Annotated in this window: 17 protein-coding genes; 8 read left to right on the forward strand and 9 right to left on the reverse strand. The window is 68.3% G+C overall.

Annotated features, from left to right (window positions below):
- Positions 1–6 precede the first annotated feature (6 nt).
- Positions 7–813, forward strand: a complete 807-nt coding sequence (locus ABC419_RS01425) for a ParA family protein (protein WP_125900819.1) — start codon at positions 7–9, stop codon at positions 811–813.
- A 40-nt stretch (positions 814–853) separates the two neighbouring features.
- Entirely contained in the window at positions 854–1,741 is an 888-nt protein-coding gene (locus ABC419_RS01430) for a ParB/RepB/Spo0J family partition protein (RefSeq protein ID WP_368923074.1), read from the forward strand.
- A gap of 470 nt (positions 1,742–2,211) precedes the next feature.
- Here the strand turns inward: ABC419_RS01430 and ABC419_RS01435 are convergent, their stop codons facing one another.
- The 5 genes from ABC419_RS01435 to ABC419_RS01455 form a co-directional block, all read right to left on the reverse strand.
- Positions 2,212–2,811 carry a DUF6624 domain-containing protein gene (locus tag ABC419_RS01435; RefSeq protein WP_200167238.1) on the reverse strand — a complete coding sequence of 200 codons (600 nt, stop codon included), beginning with the start codon at positions 2,809–2,811 and terminating at the stop codon, positions 2,212–2,214.
- A gap of 103 nt (positions 2,812–2,914) precedes the next feature.
- The gene (holA, locus tag ABC419_RS01440) at positions 2,915–3,967 is read right to left on the reverse strand and encodes a DNA polymerase III subunit delta (protein ID WP_368923077.1); all 1,053 of its coding nucleotides are present in this window, start codon (positions 3,965–3,967) and stop codon (positions 2,915–2,917) included.
- Positions 3,968–3,977: 10 nt separating this feature from the next.
- Positions 3,978–4,463 carry an LPS assembly lipoprotein LptE gene (lptE, locus tag ABC419_RS01445; protein ID WP_125900779.1) on the reverse strand — a complete coding sequence of 162 codons (486 nt, stop codon included), beginning with the start codon at positions 4,461–4,463 and terminating at the stop codon, positions 3,978–3,980.
- Entirely contained in the window at positions 4,463–7,042 is a 2,580-nt protein-coding gene (gene leuS / locus ABC419_RS01450) for a leucine--tRNA ligase (protein WP_412876547.1), read from the reverse strand. Before leuS ends, lptE begins: the two co-directional genes overlap by 1 nt.
- Positions 7,043–7,129: 87 nt before the next feature.
- Positions 7,130–7,585, reverse strand: a complete 456-nt coding sequence (locus ABC419_RS01455) for a DUF3576 domain-containing protein (protein WP_125900777.1) — start codon at positions 7,583–7,585, stop codon at positions 7,130–7,132.
- 340 nt (positions 7,586–7,925) lie between these two features.
- On the opposite strand from ABC419_RS01455, the gene ABC419_RS01460 reads away from it, so the two are divergent.
- Entirely contained in the window at positions 7,926–8,330 is a 405-nt protein-coding gene (locus ABC419_RS01460; RefSeq protein WP_289647872.1) for an NtrZ family periplasmic regulatory protein, read from the forward strand.
- A 15-nt stretch (positions 8,331–8,345) separates the two neighbouring features.
- Here ABC419_RS01460 and ABC419_RS01465 read toward each other — a convergent pair whose 3' ends face one another.
- Complete coding sequence (locus tag ABC419_RS01465; RefSeq protein WP_412876546.1) at positions 8,346–9,008, reverse strand: thiamine phosphate synthase; 663 nt, start codon at positions 9,006–9,008, stop codon at positions 8,346–8,348.
- Between ABC419_RS01465 and ABC419_RS01470 the strand changes: the two genes are divergently transcribed.
- The 4 genes from ABC419_RS01470 (at position 9,007) to ABC419_RS01485 (ending at position 11,633) form a co-directional block, all read left to right on the forward strand.
- Complete coding sequence (locus tag ABC419_RS01470) at positions 9,007–9,717, forward strand: YggS family pyridoxal phosphate-dependent enzyme (protein WP_412876545.1); 711 nt, start codon at positions 9,007–9,009, stop codon at positions 9,715–9,717. The two genes, ABC419_RS01465 and ABC419_RS01470, sit on opposite strands and share 2 nt — an antisense overlap.
- A 62-nt stretch (positions 9,718–9,779) precedes the next feature.
- On the forward strand, positions 9,780–10,466 hold the full coding sequence (locus tag ABC419_RS01475) for a response regulator transcription factor (RefSeq protein WP_003166566.1): 687 nt from the start codon (positions 9,780–9,782) through the stop codon (positions 10,464–10,466).
- 7 nt (positions 10,467–10,473) lie between these two features.
- Entirely contained in the window at positions 10,474–11,415 is a 942-nt protein-coding gene (gene gcvA, locus ABC419_RS01480) for a transcriptional regulator GcvA (RefSeq protein WP_313519396.1), read from the forward strand.
- 95 nt (positions 11,416–11,510) lie between these two features.
- Positions 11,511–11,633 (forward strand): hypothetical protein, encoded by a 123-nt coding sequence (locus ABC419_RS01485; protein WP_256375772.1) that lies wholly within the window; start codon positions 11,511–11,513, stop codon positions 11,631–11,633.
- Positions 11,634–11,640: 7 nt separating this feature from the next.
- Here the strand turns inward: ABC419_RS01485 and ABC419_RS01490 are convergent, their stop codons facing one another.
- Positions 11,641–12,549 carry a hypothetical protein gene (locus ABC419_RS01490; protein WP_412876544.1) on the reverse strand — a complete coding sequence of 303 codons (909 nt, stop codon included), beginning with the start codon at positions 12,547–12,549 and terminating at the stop codon, positions 11,641–11,643.
- A gap of 87 nt (positions 12,550–12,636) precedes the next feature.
- On the opposite strand from ABC419_RS01490, the gene ABC419_RS01495 reads away from it, so the two are divergent.
- A complete protein-coding gene (locus ABC419_RS01495) occupies positions 12,637–14,070 on the forward strand; it encodes an SLC13 family permease (RefSeq protein ID WP_412876543.1) in 1,434 nt (477 codons plus the stop codon).
- A gap of 7 nt (positions 14,071–14,077) precedes the next feature.
- Here ABC419_RS01495 and xth read toward each other — a convergent pair whose 3' ends face one another.
- Both xth and ABC419_RS01505 read right to left on the reverse strand, forming a co-directional pair.
- Complete coding sequence (gene xth / locus ABC419_RS01500; RefSeq protein ID WP_412876542.1) at positions 14,078–14,875, reverse strand: exodeoxyribonuclease III; 798 nt, start codon at positions 14,873–14,875, stop codon at positions 14,078–14,080.
- Positions 14,876–15,104: 229 nt separating this feature from the next.
- Positions 15,105–15,746: a LolA family protein gene (locus ABC419_RS01505; RefSeq protein WP_003166570.1), complete on the reverse strand. Its 642-nt coding sequence runs from the start codon at positions 15,744–15,746 to the stop codon at positions 15,105–15,107.
- Positions 15,747–15,982 lie beyond the last annotated feature (236 nt).

Genomic DNA, 15,982 nt, shown 5'->3' on the forward strand with positions numbered 1-15,982 from the left:
CCCCGCGTGCATGAAACCCGCGTCCTGGCCGTGTCCAATCAGAAGGGCGGGGTGGGCAAGACCACGACGGCCATCAACCTGGGCACCGCCCTGGCCGCGATCGGCGAAAAGGTGCTGATCGTCGATATGGACCCGCAGGGCAATGCCTCGACCGGGCTGGGTGTTCCACGTGAAACACGCCGGGTGACGATCTACGACGTCATCGTCGACGGCCGCCCGGTGGACGAGGCCGCCATTGAGACCGCAGTGCCGGGCCTGTTCATCGTCGCCGCCGACGCCGACATGTCGGGGGTTGAGATCGAGCTGAGCCAGGCGGATCGTCGTTCCTACCGTCTGCGCGACGCCCTGGCGAAACAGGGCGGCAATGGTCATTCCCGGTATGACTATGTGCTGATCGATTGCCCGCCGTCGCTGAACCTGCTGACGCTGAACGCCATGGCGGCGGCGGACGCCGTGCTAGTCCCGCTGCAGTGCGAGTTCTTCGCCCTGGAGGGGCTGACCCAGTTGATGCGGACCATCGACATGGTGCGCCAAAGCCTGAATCCGGCGCTGGAGATTCAAGGTCTGGTCCTGACCATGTACGACCGTCGCAACGCCCTGTCGGGTCAGGTGGCGGCCGACGTGCGCGCCCACTTCGGCGACAAGGTCTATGACAGCGTCATCCCTCGCAACGTCCGGGTGTCCGAGGCGCCGTCCTTCGGCAAGCCGGCGCTCATCTATGATCTGAAATGTGCGGGCAGCCAAGCCTATCTGAAGCTGGCCCGTGAACTGGTGGCGCGCGAGCGCCAGCGTCGTCAGGCCCTGGCCGCCTGATTGGCGGTCTGATCCCAAAAACAATAACGGAATCGATATCTTGTCCGAACGTCAGCGTGGTCTGGGCCGGGGTCTCTCGGCGCTTCTGGGAGAAAACACGCAGGAGCCAGTCGCTGTTGACGCGACCGGCCCGGCGCCGGCGGGCGTGCATCGGGCGCCGATCGAGGCGCTGAAGCCCAACCCGGACCAGCCGCGCAAGATTTTCACCAAGACGGATTTGGACGAGCTGACGGCCTCGATCCGTGACAAGGGCGTGCTGCAGCCCATCCTGGTGCGGTCGCAACCGGGTGAGCAGGGCGTATGGCAGATCATCGCCGGCGAGCGTCGTTGGCGCGCCGCCCAGGCCGCGCGCCTGACCCAGGTGCCGATCGTCGTGCGCGAGATGGACGACATCGAAGTGCTGGAAGTCGGCGTCATCGAAAACGTCCAGCGCGCCGACCTGAACCCGATGGAAGAGGCCAACGCCTATGCCGTCCTGATGGAGCGTTTCGGCCGCACCCAGGACGCTTTGGCGGGGGTGGTGGGCAAGAGCCGCAGCCACGTCGCCAACACTCTGCGTCTGCTGCAACTGCCCGAGGCGGTGCGCGAGCATGTGGTGCGCGGTGAGCTGTCGGCGGGTCACGCCCGCGCCCTGATCACGGCGCCGAATGCAGAGCAATTGGCGGCGGAGGTTATCGCCAAGGGTCTGAACGTGCGTCAGACCGAGGCTCTGGCCCGTCGCGCGGCCGAGGGTCAGAAGGCGCCCAAGTCCAAACCCGCGCTGACCGGCGAGGGCGCCGCCGACATCGCGGCGCTGGAGCAGGATCTGTCTGACGCCCTGGGCCTGAAGGTCTCACTGGCGGACAAGGGCGGCAAGGGTGAGATCACGGTCAAATACGGCACGCTGGAACAGCTTGACGATCTGTGCCGTCGCCTGATGCGCGGCTGATCCATGGAAGCGAAAAAGCCCGTCCTGGTCGAGCCGGGACGGGCAAGTCGGGGATGAGAGCGGGTTCGCGGTTCGCTGGTCGGCGGCGCGCAAAACCCGTTCGATGATCGAGGGATCGATCAAAGGCATAAAACACTTCTATATACTTTTCTGTCAATACTGCGGGCTTGGCTCAATCGACAGGCCCAACGGGCACTAAGGCGGCGATCTGAGACCAGGGTGAGAACGCTCTTTTTTCGGCTGTTTCTGCTAAGGTGTCGTCCATGATCGAGAACCCTGAGAAGTCGAGCGCCGCTGAAGCTCTCAAGCGAGTCCTGGCGGCGAAGCGGGCCGCGACACAGGATGGCGGCGCCTTCAGCAGCGCTGCAGGCGCGCGCAAGTCCGAAAAGACGATGCAACGTCAGGCTGCGGCCTTGAACAAGCCAGCCTTCCGTCGCGCCTCCAAAAGGGGCTGAGGGCAGGGCGCGGCTTCAGGGTTGCGGAGCCGCCGCCTGACGGGCGACGCGGAACTGTTCCAGGCGCGCGTCCTGTTCGGCCAGGTTGGGCACGCCCGCAGCGGCGCGTACGGCGGCGGGCAATAGGTCGCGATCATAGGGCTCGAGCGTCGGCTCGCCGCCGTTCATCATGCGAGTCTGGGTACCGTAGATCTGTTTCCGGTCCACCGATTGGAGGAAGCGGTCGAGTGAGGCCGCTGCGATCCAGGCCGCCTGCTTCGATCCCTTGGCGACGCCGGTGACGGCCAGGCTGTGCGCCAGAAGATAGTCCTCAGGGGTCGATCCGTGTTGGAAGACGAAGGCGGCGGCGCGGAAGTCTTCTCCGGTCTGCAAGGCGCCCGCATCGAGCAGGGCGCGGGTTCGCTCACGGCGGGCGGCGTCGTCGGCGTTCATCTGCTCGACGAAGGCGCGATCACGGAACCGGGCCGGATCAATGTTCTGACGAACGGCTTGATCGGCGACGAAGATGGCGGCCATTTCGGCGTTGTCGGTCGGTACGGATGCTTCCTGGGCCAGCGCCAGGCCAGGCAAGTTCAGAAGAACGGCGGCGGCGACGGCGGTGCTGAACAGACGCATGAAGATACCCCGAGGTCATCCCGGCTCAATGCCGAGGCGATAGGATCAGAACGCCGAATTGCCGTTGTGTCGAGTCGGCGTCATGTCGCTCGGGTTCATCGTCTCAAAGTCCCATGCGCTTGGCGCGGGCGGCGATCTCCAGCAGCAGGCGTTCGGCGATCAGGGCCTCGGGCATGCCCGTGGTCTTGGTCATGACGTCGGCGGTGTTGACGCTGTCCTGCACCTCGTCGAGCAGTTCGAGCCGCCAGGCGCGCGATTGGCGCAGCATTTCCGCTTCCTGTTTCCAGAACACGCCGGCGGCCTTGGCGGCCTCCTTGGCGCCTGCGCCGTTGGCCTGCAGGACATTGATCCGGCGCAGCTTTCCGAGATGGAGCGAGGCCATGCGCACGGCCATGACAGCGCTTTCGCCCTCGGCCAAAGCGCGGCGCAGGCCCGCCTGGGCGGGGCCGGGCCGGCCGCCGAAGGCCTGCAGCGCGGCGTCGGACAGGGAGGCGTCGGGCTCGACCCCCAGGTGGGCGTCCAACTCCTCGACGTCGATGGTGCGGCTGGAGCCCGGGCCGATGTAGAGGATCAGCCGCTCGATCTCCTGACGCATCAGGCCGCGCTCGCGGGGCAGGCGGGCGACAAAGCGATCCAGGGCGTCGGAAGACAGGCCGACCTTGTCGGCGCCCAGGGCCTCGCGCGTCATGCGGGCGACGTCGCCGACCTCGTCTTCATAGCAGGCGATGGCGACCGCCCCCTGGGCCTTTTCGGCGGCCTTGCGCAGGGCGGATTCGCGGCCCAGCGCTCCGGCTTCGATCACCAGCATGGCGTCGGGGTTGTAGGCGCCTTCGGCGTGGGCGGTCAGGGCGGCGGCAACGGCCTTGTCCACGCCTGCCTTGCCGTCCGACATCCGGATGCGCACCAGGCGCCGCCCGCCGATCATGCTGAGCGCCGTCAGCGCCTCTTCCAGCCGCACGGCGTCGCCGTCGATGTCGGCCTCGGTCAGCAGGGTGACGTTAAAGGGGTCGTTCAGGTCCGGGGTGATCGTGCGGCACAGCGTCAGGGCGCGCTCGGTCACGCCCGAGCGGTCCTTGCCGTGGATGACGGCGGCGCGGACGCCGGCGTCCGGCGCCTTAAGGAAGCGGTCGACGTCGGGCCGCTTGGACAGGATCATGCGAAGGCCATCAGCGCCCGGCCAGGACGCGCATCATGTCCAGGCGGATCAGGCGGGCCAGGTCGGCGGCGGCCCGGTCCTCGCCGTCCTGTTGTGCGGCGATGGCGGCGTAGGGCTGATCCGCGGCGGCGTAGGTGACAGTCGTGGTCTGCACGCCCTTTATCGCATCTCCGCCGGCGGCGGGGGTCAGGGCCCAGGCGGCCTTGACCGTCAGCTCATAGCGGCTGGCCGTATCGTCGATACGACGGCCCAAGGGGCGACGGCTCTGCTCGACCTCGGTCGTCAGGCGATAGAGGGGCGAAAGACCGCCTCCATCGCGACCGAAGGCGTCTTCCAGATGTTCGCGCAGCCGATAACCCAGGCGGTCGTCCGGCGTGGTCACGGCGATGCGCGAGAGGTTCGAACCCACAGCGCCTTCGCCGTACATGGGCGTGAAGCCGCAGGCGGACAGCAGGCTTGCGCCCGCCAGGACGCCGAGCAGGGTCAGACGGCGCATCAGCCGGCCACCAGATTGACGATACGGTCGGGCACCACGATCACCTTGCGGACGCTGAGGTTGTTGGCGGCAAGGTAGGCCTGAACCGTCGGATTGGCGAGAGCGGCGGCTTCGACCGTCGCATTGTCCGAACCGCGCGGCAGGACGACCTCGCCGCGCCGTTTGCCGCCGATCTGGACGGGCAGGGTGACCTGGTCGTCGGCGGCCAGGGCCGGGTCATAGACGGGCCAGGGCGCGTCCAGCACCATTCCGGCCTCGCCCAGCTGGGTCCAGGCTTCCTCGGCCAGGTGGGGGGTGAAGGGCGCCATCAGCCGCGCCAGGGTCGACAGGGCGGTCTTCTTCGCTTCGGCGCCGGCCTTGTCGTGTTGACGGATGGTCGCCAGGAAGGCGTAGAGCTTGGCCACGGCCGAGTTGAAACGGAAATGCTCGACGCCTTCGCTGACGGCCTTGATGGCCTTGTGCGTCTCGCGGATTAGGGCGGCGTCGACATCGGCGTTTGCGGGCGCGGCGACGTCGAAGGCGGCGTATTCGCCCCAGACGCGCTGGACGAAGCGGGCGGCGCCTTCGACGCCGCCGGTCGACCATTGGATGTCGCGTTCAGGCGGGCTGTCGGACAGGATGAACAGGCGTCCGGCGTCCACGCCATAGGCGGTGATGATGTCCTGGGGCGCGACCACGTTCTTTTTGGACTTGGACATCTTTTCGATGTCGCCGATCGTCACCGGGGCGCCGGTGGATAGGCGGGTGGCGACGCGCTGGCCGTCCACGGTCTCGATGCGGACGTCCGACGGCTCGACCCAGCGCGGTTTGCCGCTGTCCTCATGACCGTCGAAATAGGTCTCGTGGATCACCATGCCCTGGGTGAACAGGCCGGCGAACGGCTCCTTCACGTCCATCAGACCGGCGTCCGACAGGGCGCGGGTGATGAAGCGGGCGTAGAGTAGGTGCAGGACCGCGTGCTCGACGCCGCCGATGTACTGATCCACCGGCAGCCATTTGGCGGCGGCGGCCTTGTTGATCGGCTCGGCCGCCTTGGGATCGGCGAAGCGGGCGAAATACCAGCTGGAATCGACGAAGGTGTCGAGCGTGTCCGTCTCGCGCCGGGCGGCGCCGCCGCACGACGGACAGTTGACGTGTTTCCACGTCGGATGGCGGTCCAGCGGGTTGCCCGGTACGTCGAAGGTGACGTCCTTGGGCAGTTCGACCGGCAACTGGTCGGCCGGAACCGGCACGACGCCGCAGGCCTCGCAGTGAATGACCGGGATGGGGCAGCCCCAGTAGCGCTGACGGCTGACGCCCCAGTCGCGCAGGCGATAGATGGTCGCGCCTTCGCCGGTTCCGGCGGCCTCGATGCGGCGGATGGCCTCGGCCTTGGCGGCCTCGATGTCCAGACCGTTCAGGAAGTCGGAATGGAAGATGGAGCCGGGGCCGGTATAGGCCTCGTCCGCCACGGCGAAGTCGTCGCCGGCGCCCTCGGGCCGGACGACCGGGATCACCGGCAGGTCGTATTTGCGGGCGAAGTCCAGGTCGCGCTGGTCATGCGCCGGGCAGGCGAAGATGGCGCCCGTTCCGTAGTCGGACAGGATGAAGTTGGCGATCCACACCGAGACCTCGGCCCCGGTGAAGGGGTGGACGACCTTCAGGCCCGTATCCCAGCCGATCTTCTCGGCCTGTTCGATGTCGGCCTGGCTGGCGCCGCCCTTGCGGCACTCGGCGACGAAGGCGGCGACCTTGGGGTCGGCCTCGGCCAGTTGCTTCGAGATCGGATGATCCGGGGCCAGACCCATGAAGCTGGCGCCGAACAGGGTGTCGGGGCGGGTGGTGTAGATCTCCAGCCCGTCATCGAAACCAGCCGGGGCGGCGCCCGCCCAGGCCCATTTCATCTGCAGGCCTTTGGAACGACCGATCCAGTTTTCCTGCATCAGGCGGACCTTTTCAGGCCAGCGGCCTTCCAGCTCGGCCAAGCCGTCGATCAGATCGTCCGCATACTGAGTGATGCGCAGGAACCACTGGTTCAGCTTGCGCTTTTCGACCACGGCGCCCGAGCGCCAGCCGCGCCCGTCGATGACCTGCTCATTGGCCAGGACGGTGTTGTCGACCGGATCCCAGTTGACCACGCCGTCCTTGCGATAGACCAGGCCGCGCTTGAACAGCTCCAGGAACCAGGCCTGCTGCTTGCCGTAGTAGTCGGGGTCGCAGGTGGCGAACTCACGCGACCAGTCCAGCGACAGGCCCAGCAGCTTCAGCTGGTCGCGCATGGTGGCGATGTTGGACCAGGTCCAGTCGCCGGGATGGACGCCGCGCTCCATGGCCGCGTTCTCGGCCGGCATGCCGAAGGCGTCCCAGCCCATCGGGTGCAGGACGTCGAAACCCTGCGCCCGCTTGTGACGCGCCACCACGTCGCCCATCACATAGTTGCGGGCGTGGCCCATGTGGATGTTGCCCGACGGATAGGGGAACATCTCCAGGACGTAGTATTTCGGACGGCCGGTGTCGGCGTTGGACACCGAAAAGGCGTCGGCCTCGGCCCATCGGGCCTGCTGGCGGGGTTCGGCGGTCTTAGGCTCGTAGCGGGCCACGGCGTATCCTGAGGCGGCGCCTCAGGCGCAAAGCTTGAGGCGGGCCTGAGGACGCATTTGAGACGAAAGGTGAGGGGCGGTCGAACTTTAGCGACGGGCCGCGTTGGCGAGGTTGAGCTGGCGCGCCTTGGTCAGGATGGCGTTTTCCAGATCGGTTTCGGTCTGGGCCGCGACCGGGGCGGAGACCCAGGCGCCGGCGGCGTCCTTGACTTCCTTGGTCACGGCGACGTTCAGGGCGTCGGCGCGCAGGCGGCGATCCAGGATGAAGACGGTCGCCTTGAAGCGCTCGTTCGGCGCCTGCGGATTGACGTACCAGTCATAATTGACGACGCCGCCCCACGGATCGGCGTTGGCCAGCGGCATGAAGGACAGGGTGTCCAGGGTGGCGCGCCACAGATAGGCGTTGACGCCGATACCCAGCTGAGCTTCGGCCGAAGGCGCCTTGGCCTTGGACTCGCCGCCGACGAAGGGCAGGCTGGAGCAGCCGCCGAGCAGCAGTCCCGAAGCGATCAGGGCGACCGCAGCGCCGCGAACAAGAGCCATTCCGTGTCTCCGCAAAAGGGTTGGACGCCATGACGCTGGGCGGCGTCGGATCGTCGTCCGACGTCGCCGCGAACGCACGCGCCGCAGCGACGCTCTATAACACGGCGAAAAGGGGCGATGACAAGGCGAACCCGCGTTCTGAGCCTCCAATATCGATCAGGGAATGCCGTGACGGCGTGACGCAGGCGCCACAGCCGCCGCCGGACTCGTCGAGAACCTGCGCCTTGGACGTCTGACGCGTTGACCCCGGCGCATCAGTCCATATCTTATCCCCAGGCCGGATGGTTCCGGTTCGTCAACGATGGATCGACGACTCAAGTCGGTCTTCTGGGTGGGTGGAATGCGTTTCGTCGCCGTCATCGCTGGATGCGTGGGCGCCCTGGCTCTGGCCGGGATGACGAACGACGCCTCGGCTCAGACGCGTGGCCGTGCGCCCGCCGTCAGCCTGGCGGACATCGCCGCTCAATCCTCGGCCACGCCAGCGTCTCCAGCGCAGCGGCGCGGCCTGCGTTGGAACGAGAACGGCCGCTGGGGCCTGAACTTCAACCTGAACCAGCCCGTCGGCCGCGAAGCCGACTGGGGCGACGTCGAGGCCGGGGCCTATTACCGCCTCAGCCCGCGCCTGCGCGTCGGCGCCGCCGCCAACCTGGCCTCGCCGGAAGTCGATCCGGCCCGTGCGCCCGAAAGCGCCGCCGATCGCCGCGCCGCCCCGCGCGTGCGCCTCGAGACCATCTTCAAGTTCTGATCCTGGGCGCCTCTCTCAGCGAGAGGTGAACGCCGCCTGGATCGCTTCCACGCCCGCCAGACCGCACGCGCCTGATGCGCTGAGGGCTTCGGCGTTTCGCGCCGTGATCCCGCCCAAGGCGTAGGCCGGGCAGGAGGCCAGGGCCGCCAGGTCGGAGAAGGCTTTCACCCCTAATGCGGGCTTGGCCGCCGAGGCGCCGCCGGCCGGGAAGACGGGCGACAGCACCAGGGCGTGCAGGTCGCGCGCGCCGCGCACCGTCGCTTCGGAATGCGCCGCGCCGGTCAGCAGCCAGTCCGGCCGCCGTCCCGACAGGGCGTAGGCCGAGGACAGGGCGCGTTCGGGCAGATGCACGCCGTCGGCCTCCACCCGCTCGGCCAGGACGGCGTCCAGTCCGACCAGCAGCAGTCCGCCCGCCGCCCGGGTCGCCTCGCGCAGACGAAGCCCGGTTTCGACGGCGTCGGCGGCGCCGAAGGCGCGGTACACGACGCCCGCGCCCGCAGGCAGGCGCGCCGCCGTCTCCCACGGCCGGGGCGTGCGCTCGGGGTCGGTGAAGAACAGCAGGGGCGGCAGGGGGCGCGGGCTGACAGGCGCCGCCGTGAGGGGTACAGACTGCGACAGGGCCTGGGCCGTCGCCCACAGGGTGCGCGCGTCCTCGGCCATGAGTTCGGACAGGGTCATGACCGCCACTACGCCCGCTTTCGCCGTTTCGTCCATCGCCGACCGCTTCGCCGAGGTGCGCCGCCGCATCCATGACGCGGCCTTGGCGGCGGGCCGCGACCCCGCTTCGCTGGTGCTGACGGCGGTGTCCAAGACGCAGGGCGACGCCGCCCTCGACGCCGCCCTGGCGACCGGCCAGCGGGTGTTCGGCGAGAACCGGGTGCAGGAGGCCAAGGTCCACTGGGACGAGCGCCGCGCCGCCCTGCCGGATCTGGAGCTGCGCCTGATCGGCCCCCTGCAGACCAATAAGGCGCAAGACGCGGTCGAACTGTTCGACGTCATCGAGACCCTGGATCGCGAACGCCTCGCCGCCGCCCTGGCCGCCGCCGCGCGCAAGACGGGCCGTCGTCCCCGCGTGCTGGTTCAGGTCAATACGGGCGCCGAGCCGCAGAAGGCGGGCGTTCTGCCGGGCGACGCCGACGCCCTGATCGCCGCCGCGCGCGACGTTCACGGCCTGACGGTCGAAGGGCTCATGTGCATTCCCCCGGCCGATGAAGACCCCGCGCCGCACTTCGCCCTGCTGGTCGCGATCGCCGCTCGCAACGGCCTGAGCGTGCTGTCGATGGGCATGAGCGGCGACTATCTGACGGCGATCGAGGCGGGCGCGACCCATGTTCGAGTGGGTTCGGCCCTGTTCGGGGAACGAAATATGGTCCCTGGGGCCTCTTAGGACGCAATATCGCGTTTGGCGCCCTTGGCGTCGGGCCCAAGCCTCGCCATTCTAAAGAGACCATGCGCACGCCCAAGACCATTCTGATCATCGATGACGACAACGATCTGCGCGAGGCCTTGGCCGAGCAGTTGGCGCTTCACGAGGAATTCCGCCCGGCCCAGGCCGCGACGGCGACCGACGGCGTGCGCCAGGCCAAGGAGGCGCGGGCCGATCTGATCCTGCTCGATGTCGACCTGCCCGACATGGACGGCCGCGAGGCCTGCCGCCTGATCCGCAAGGCGGGCGTGTCCACCCCGGTTATCATGCTGACGGCGCAGTCGTCGGATTCGGACGCCATTCTCGGCCTCGATTCCGGCGCCAACGACTATGTCACCAAGCCCTTCCGCTTCGCGGTGCTCTTGGCGCGCATCCGCGCCCACCTGCGCAGCCACGAACAGTCCGAGGACGCCGTCTTCCAGGTCGGCCCCTATGAGTTCCGCCCGGCCTCCAAGCTGATGGTCGACGACAAGGGCAAGAAGGTCCGGCTGACGGAGAAGGAAACCAACATCCTCAAGTATCTCTATCGCGCCGGGGCCAAGCCGGTGTCGCGCGAAGAGCTGCTGACCGAGGTCTGGGGCTACAACGCCGGGGTCACCACCCACACCCTGGAAACCCACATCTATCGCCTGCGTCAGAAGATCGAGGTCGAGCCGGGCCAGGCCCGTCTGCTGCTGACCGACGCCGGCGGCTACCGCCTCCAGCCCTGACGTCCAGATGAGCGAGCGTCGCCCGACCCCGCCGCTGGTGGCGCTTCGGGCGTTCGACGCAGCCGCCCGCCTCGGCAGCTTCCGCGAGGCGGCCGAGGAGCTGGGCGTCACCCCCGGCGCCGTCAGCCGCCATGTGAAGGCGCTGGAGATGCGGCTGGGCCTGCGCCTGTTCGATCGCTTCAACCGCTCTGTGCGCCTGACCGCCGACGGCAAGCGCCTGGCACAGGGCGTGGCCGACGCCTTCGAGCGGCTGGAAAGCGCGCTGGAGGCCGTGCGCCCCGGCCGCTCGCGCCAGCTGCGCATCACCGCCCTGCCGTCGCTGGCCAGCAAATGGCTGTCGCCGCGCCTGCATCGCTTCAGCGAGGAAAACCCGGATCTCGATCTGATCGTCTTCGCCGAGGACCGCATCGCCGACCTGTCGAACGGCGAGGCCGACGTGGCCCTGCGTTACGGCGAAGGCCCCTATCCCGGCCAGGTGGCGCGACGACTGGTCAATGAGCGGCTGATCCCGGTCTGCGCCCCGTCCTTCGCCGCCGCGCGGCGGTTGAATCAGCCGTCCGACCTGCTGGACGTGGTGCTGATCCATGAGACCTGGCACGACATGCCCTACGCCGACCGCATGGGCTGGAAGGCCTGGTTCGAAAGCGCCGGGGTTGATGATCCGCGCGTGAACCACCTGCGCGGCCCCCATTTCAGCCACAGCCATCTGGCGCTGGAGGCGGCTCTGTCGGGGCGCGGCGTGGCCCTGACCTCGGCGCCGCTGGCGGCGGACGACCTGCGCGAAGGGCGGTTGATCCAGCCGGTCGATCACGCCCTGACCAACGACCTGGCCTATTGGGCGGTGGTCCTGCCCGAACGAGCGGACGAACCCAAGCTGCGGCGCTTCCTGAACTGGATCGTGGCGGAATCCCGGCTGGATCAGGACGCAGATGCGGACCGGATGACTTGAGATCACTCGACGCGGCCTAACCGTGGTTTGTCCCCGGCGGCCCCGCTTTCTATCTTGAGACCGTTCGGAACTCCCCCGCCGAAAGGAACCAAGTCATGAAACTCGTGCATCCCCGCGCTTCGAGCTTCTCGTTCGAAGGCATCGTTGTCTTCACCGGCAGCGTCACCCTGATCCTTCTGGGCGTGCTGGCCGGCGCCAAGCTGCTGGGTGCAGCCTGAGCTTAAATCAACGCGGGCGCCATTCGCTGAGAAGGGCGCCCGTGGCCCCATCCTCGAAGGCCAGCCGGTCCAGCCGCAGCGCGGCGACGCAGACCGGACGGCTTTCGGCGTCCTTCTGGACGCAGTGGACGGCCTTGCCGTCCGCGAAGGCGGTCAGCCGCCCTTCCAGCCGCAGCGCATAGCCGCCCGGCGCCGGCGTCGGCGCGACGCCCTTCTCCCCCCGAATGACATGGACATAGGCCTGGCCCTGACGACGGCCCAGGCGCGAGCCGCCCGTCTCGAACACGGCGGCCAGCCCGGCTGTGCGTTCGGGCTGGACGATTGGCGGCGCCGTGACGTCGTCAACGGTCTTGGCCTCAGCCGTCTTGCCCTCGGCGGGCGTCTTGATCGCCGTTTGAGCCGGCGAAGGCGCGAGATCCGGGGCGGGAGCGGCCAGAGCCGCTGACGCCGGACAGGCGTCCAGACCGCTCCATGGCCGGGCGATCCAGAAACCTTCGACCGCTTCCCACTTGTCGACCGCCCCTTCGCGGGTCGCGGGAACCAGGGCCGACGCGCCCAGGTCTTCCGGCGTGACCGTCAGGGTCAGGCTTCCGTCCGCATTGCGAACGAGGCGAGGCAGGCCGCCGACCTCGCTGACGACGGCCGCCTCGCCGCCGCAACCGAAGGGCAGGCGCACTGACACCGTTCGGCCGGTCAGGGCCGCGTCGCGGGTCTGGCCGTCGGCCAGGGCGGTTCCGGCCTCGGTCAGGGCGGCCAGCAGGGCGGCGCGGTTCAGCGTGGAGTCCAGCACGACCGTCGGCGGCGGGGTCGGCTCCGCAGGCGCGGCCGGTTCCGGCGGACGTTGACACCAGGTCAGAAGCGGCAGGGCCGCCGCCAGGGCGAGCGGCGCGGCGAGACGGGTCGTTGTGATCGACATGGAACCAGCCTAACACGGGAAACGCTGATTGACGCCCCGACCCGTGATCGTGGTCGCGGCTGGGCTGAAAGAGGGGGTCTTGCGCGGGTGACGCTGGACCAGATTATCGCGCTTATCGTTCTGATCGCCGTGGTCGGGGTGATGATCCACGGGCGGATGCGTTCGGACGTGGTGGCGCTCAGCGGCGCGGCGGCCTTGCTGCTGTTCGGCGTGGTGCGCCCGGTCGAGGTGCAGAGCGCCTTCGCCAGCCCGGCGGTCATCGCCCTGGCCGGGCTGTTCGTTATCGCCTACGCCATCGAGCTGTCCGGCCTGCTGGGTTTGATGATCCGCAAGGCGACGTCCTTGTGTCGGCGTTTCGGCGCGACGGGCATCTGGGTGGTGATCGGCCTGTGCGGGTCGGTCGGCGGCTTTCTGAACAATACGCCGGTGGTGGTGCTGGCCGCGCCGGTCGTGCGCGACATGGCCAAGTCGCTGAAGCTGTCGCCCAAGCGGTTCCTGATGCCGCTCAGCCATGTGACGGTGCTGGGCGGGCTGCTGACCCTGATCGGCACCTCGACCAATCTGCTGGTCAACGACATGGCGCGCAACGCCGGTCAGCCGGTGTTCAGCCTGTTCGAGATCACGCCCGTGGGCCTGGTCATCGCCCTGGTCGGCGGGTTGTGGCTCTATTTCTTCGGCGCGCGCCAGTTGGGCCGTACAGCGACCGCCGAAGAAGAGGCCGAGGCCGAACGCGAGCGACAGGAGGCCGAGGCTCGCGCCTTGGCGGACGCCCGAACCCGGACGAAGTCGGCGCGACTGGTCCGCTGGCGTCTGCCTTTCGCCCTGCCCAGCCTCATGCATTTGGGCGAAAGCCGAAGCCAGCGCGACGGCACCGGCGACGCCCATCTGGGCGACGTCGACCTCTACGCCTCGGCCGACCGGCCCTTGCAGTGGAAGCGGGCGCTGATCGCCCTGGCGGTCTTCGTGATGGTGGTGGCGGCGGCGGGGCTGGGGATCGCGCCGATCGCGGCGGCGGCCTTCGCCGGGGCGGTGGCTCTGATCCTGCTGGGCGTGCTGACGCCGGAAGAGGCCTATTCGGGCCTGAAGCCGGACATCCTGCTGCTGATCGCCGGCATGGTGGTGGTCGGCACGGCGATCGAGGTGACGGGGCTGGCGGCGCAGGGCGCGGGCCTGCTGATCGAGGTGATCCGCCCGTTCGGGCCGCTGGGCGCCTTGATCGTGCTCTACGGCGTGACCCTGTTCGCGACCGAGCTTCTGTCCAACGCCACGGTGGCGGTGCTGGTGACGCCGATCGCCGTCGCGCTGGCCGAGAGCCTGGGCGTCGATCCGCGCCCCTTCCTGGTGGCGGTGATGATGGCCGCCTCGGCCGCCTTCGCCACGCCCTTCGGCTATCAGACCAACGTCCTCGTCTATCAGATGGGCGGTTACAGCTACATGGACTTCGTCCGGGTCGGCACGCCGCTGAACCTGATCACCTGGGCGGCGGCCATGGTCGCCATCCCGATCTTCTTCCCCTTCTGAGTCGGCCTCAGACGTCCAGGTCCATCACGACCGGGGCGTGGTCGCTGGGCCGTTCCCATTCGCGCACCGTATCGAGGATGCGGGCGCTGCCCTTGACCACGGCGGGCGTCAGGCCGGGCGAGGTCCACAGATGGTCTAGCCGCAGGCCTCGGTTCGACTTGCGGAAATCCTTGGCGCGATAGCTCCACCAGCTGGCCAGCTTGACCGGATCGGGAATCTGATCGCGCACCACATCGGCGAAACCGCCCGCGTCCTGAAGCCGGTACAGGGTCTCGACCTCGCCGGGGGTGTGGCTGACCACCTTGGACATGAAGCGGTGGTTCCAGACGTCGTTCTCGCCCGGCGCGATGTTGAAATCTCCGGCCAGGACCAGGGGCCGCTGGCGGTCGCGGGTCTTCATCTCGGCGGTCAGCCGCTCATAGAAGTCCATCTTGTGATCGAACTTGGGGTTCAGCGCCCGGTCCGGCAGGTCGCCGCCCGCCGGTATGTAGAAGTTCTGCACCTCGACGCCCTCGACCACGGCCGAAACGCAGCGGGCGTGGCCTTCGCGGCAGACATCCAGTTTGGGGCTCGCGACGATGGGCAGGCGGCTGGCGATGGCCACCCCGTGCCAGCCCTTCTGGCCGCCGATCCGCAGGTAGGGCAGGCCCATGTCGATGAAGGCCTGACGCGGAAACTGGTCCTCGGTGCATTTGATCTCCTGCAGGCACAGGACGTCCGGGGCGTTCTCGGCGACGAAACGGGCGACCTGATCAATGCGCAGGCGGACCGAGTTGATGTTCCAGGTGACGATGCGAAGGCTCATGCAAGCGGGCTTAGCAGCTTGGCGAGGCGGGGTCTAAGCCGGTTGTGGCGCGCATTAAAAAAGCGCCCGGAGCGACGTCCGGGCGCATGAAGTTCGTCTCTCTCGCCGCCAGGCGGGGATGAATCCGTGGCGGGCGGGACGGCCGCCGCCGTCCTGTGCCCAAAGTGTCACGCCCGGCGAAAAAGGTCAAACTGTCACAAAATCGCCCCGCTTCTTTTTTCGCGACAGATCAGTTGCGGCGATTGCGACGGGTCGGGTCACGCAGCTGGAACAGGCTGGCGGCCAGGCCCGGCGCCGGTTGCAGCGTGGTCAGCTGGACCCGCGTGCGCGAGCCTTGCGCGTCGGTGATGGTCCATTCCTGCAGGCGCACGGGCGAGCCGGCGAAGGCCAGGATGACCGAGCCTTCGTTGGGGCGGCGAGCATCGCGGGCGGTGATGGCGAAGGCGCCGGAGTCCATGCGCGTGATCCGATCGATCTTCACGCCCTGATCCAGCCGGACCTCGCGCGCCAGGAAGGTGGACAGCGGGGTCTGGCCCAGCGGCGCCTGACGGAAGACGTTCAGGCGCGGATCCCAACGGCTGACGTTATTGCCGTCGGCGACGACCAGCAGGCCTTCCGGCTCGGTGTATTCGAACCGCATCTTGCCGGGGCGCTGCAGATAATAGCGGCCGGTGCGGCGCTGATTGTTCGGCCCGGTCTCGACGAAGGTCCCCTGGGCCGTGGTCATGGCGGTCAGATAGGTCTGGGCTTGGCGCAGCACGGCCTGATCGTCGGCCGACAGCCCGGCCTGCGCCAGGACGGCGGCGGGGGCGGCGGCGAGCGCGACCAGGGCGGCGGAGCCGAGGCCGAAGGCGCGGCGGGAAATGCTCATGTCTTTTCTTCTCCCGTTCTGAACGGTTTTCGACCCGATGAGGGTGGGGGCTTCATCCGGCAGGCTGATGACGCCAGCCTGACCATATTCCGGCGCTCCGATGAAGCGGCGTTCATTGTTTTAGTGTCCTAGCGCTCGCCGCGCGGTCGCTCGCTGCTTGAGGACGAGAGGCGTTTAAGCGTCAGCCGAGGCGTGTTGTTCCCCCTCGCGCGCGATTGGCGCTCAAGCAGCGAGCC

The organism is Brevundimonas phoenicis, from assembly GCF_047237745.1.
Classification (GTDB): domain Bacteria; phylum Pseudomonadota; class Alphaproteobacteria; order Caulobacterales; family Caulobacteraceae; genus Brevundimonas.

Excerpts from the sequence above, each read along its gene's own strand:
- ABC419_RS01435 (WP_200167238.1), bottom strand. The coding sequence starts at position 2,811 with ATGCGTCTGTTCAGCACCGCCGTCGCCGCCGCCGTTCTTCTGAACTTG.
- holA (WP_368923077.1), bottom strand. The coding sequence starts at position 3,967 with ATGATCCTGTCCAAGCGGCCCGACGTCGACCGCTTCCTTAAGGCGCCG.
- lptE (WP_125900779.1), bottom strand. The coding sequence starts at position 4,463 with ATGCGCCGTCTGACCCTGCTCGGCGTCCTGGCGGGCGCAAGCCTGCTG.
- ABC419_RS01455 (WP_125900777.1), bottom strand. The coding sequence starts at position 7,585 with ATGGCTCTTGTTCGCGGCGCTGCGGTCGCCCTGATCGCTTCGGGACTG.
- ABC419_RS01460 (WP_289647872.1), top strand. The coding sequence starts at position 7,926 with ATGCGTTTCGTCGCCGTCATCGCTGGATGCGTGGGCGCCCTGGCTCTG.
- ABC419_RS01470 (WP_412876545.1), top strand. The coding sequence starts at position 9,007 with ATGACCGCCACTACGCCCGCTTTCGCCGTTTCGTCCATCGCCGACCGC.
- ABC419_RS01465 (WP_412876546.1), bottom strand. The coding sequence starts at position 9,008 with ATGACCCTGTCCGAACTCATGGCCGAGGACGCGCGCACCCTGTGGGCG.
- ABC419_RS01475 (WP_003166566.1), top strand. The coding sequence starts at position 9,780 with ATGCGCACGCCCAAGACCATTCTGATCATCGATGACGACAACGATCTG.
- gcvA (WP_313519396.1), top strand. The coding sequence starts at position 10,474 with ATGAGCGAGCGTCGCCCGACCCCGCCGCTGGTGGCGCTTCGGGCGTTC.
- ABC419_RS01485 (WP_256375772.1), top strand. The coding sequence starts at position 11,511 with ATGAAACTCGTGCATCCCCGCGCTTCGAGCTTCTCGTTCGAAGGCATC.
- ABC419_RS01490 (WP_412876544.1), bottom strand. The coding sequence starts at position 12,549 with ATGTCGATCACAACGACCCGTCTCGCCGCGCCGCTCGCCCTGGCGGCG.
- xth (WP_412876542.1), bottom strand. The coding sequence starts at position 14,875 with ATGAGCCTTCGCATCGTCACCTGGAACATCAACTCGGTCCGCCTGCGC.
- ABC419_RS01505 (WP_003166570.1), bottom strand. The coding sequence starts at position 15,746 with ATGAGCATTTCCCGCCGCGCCTTCGGCCTCGGCTCCGCCGCCCTGGTC.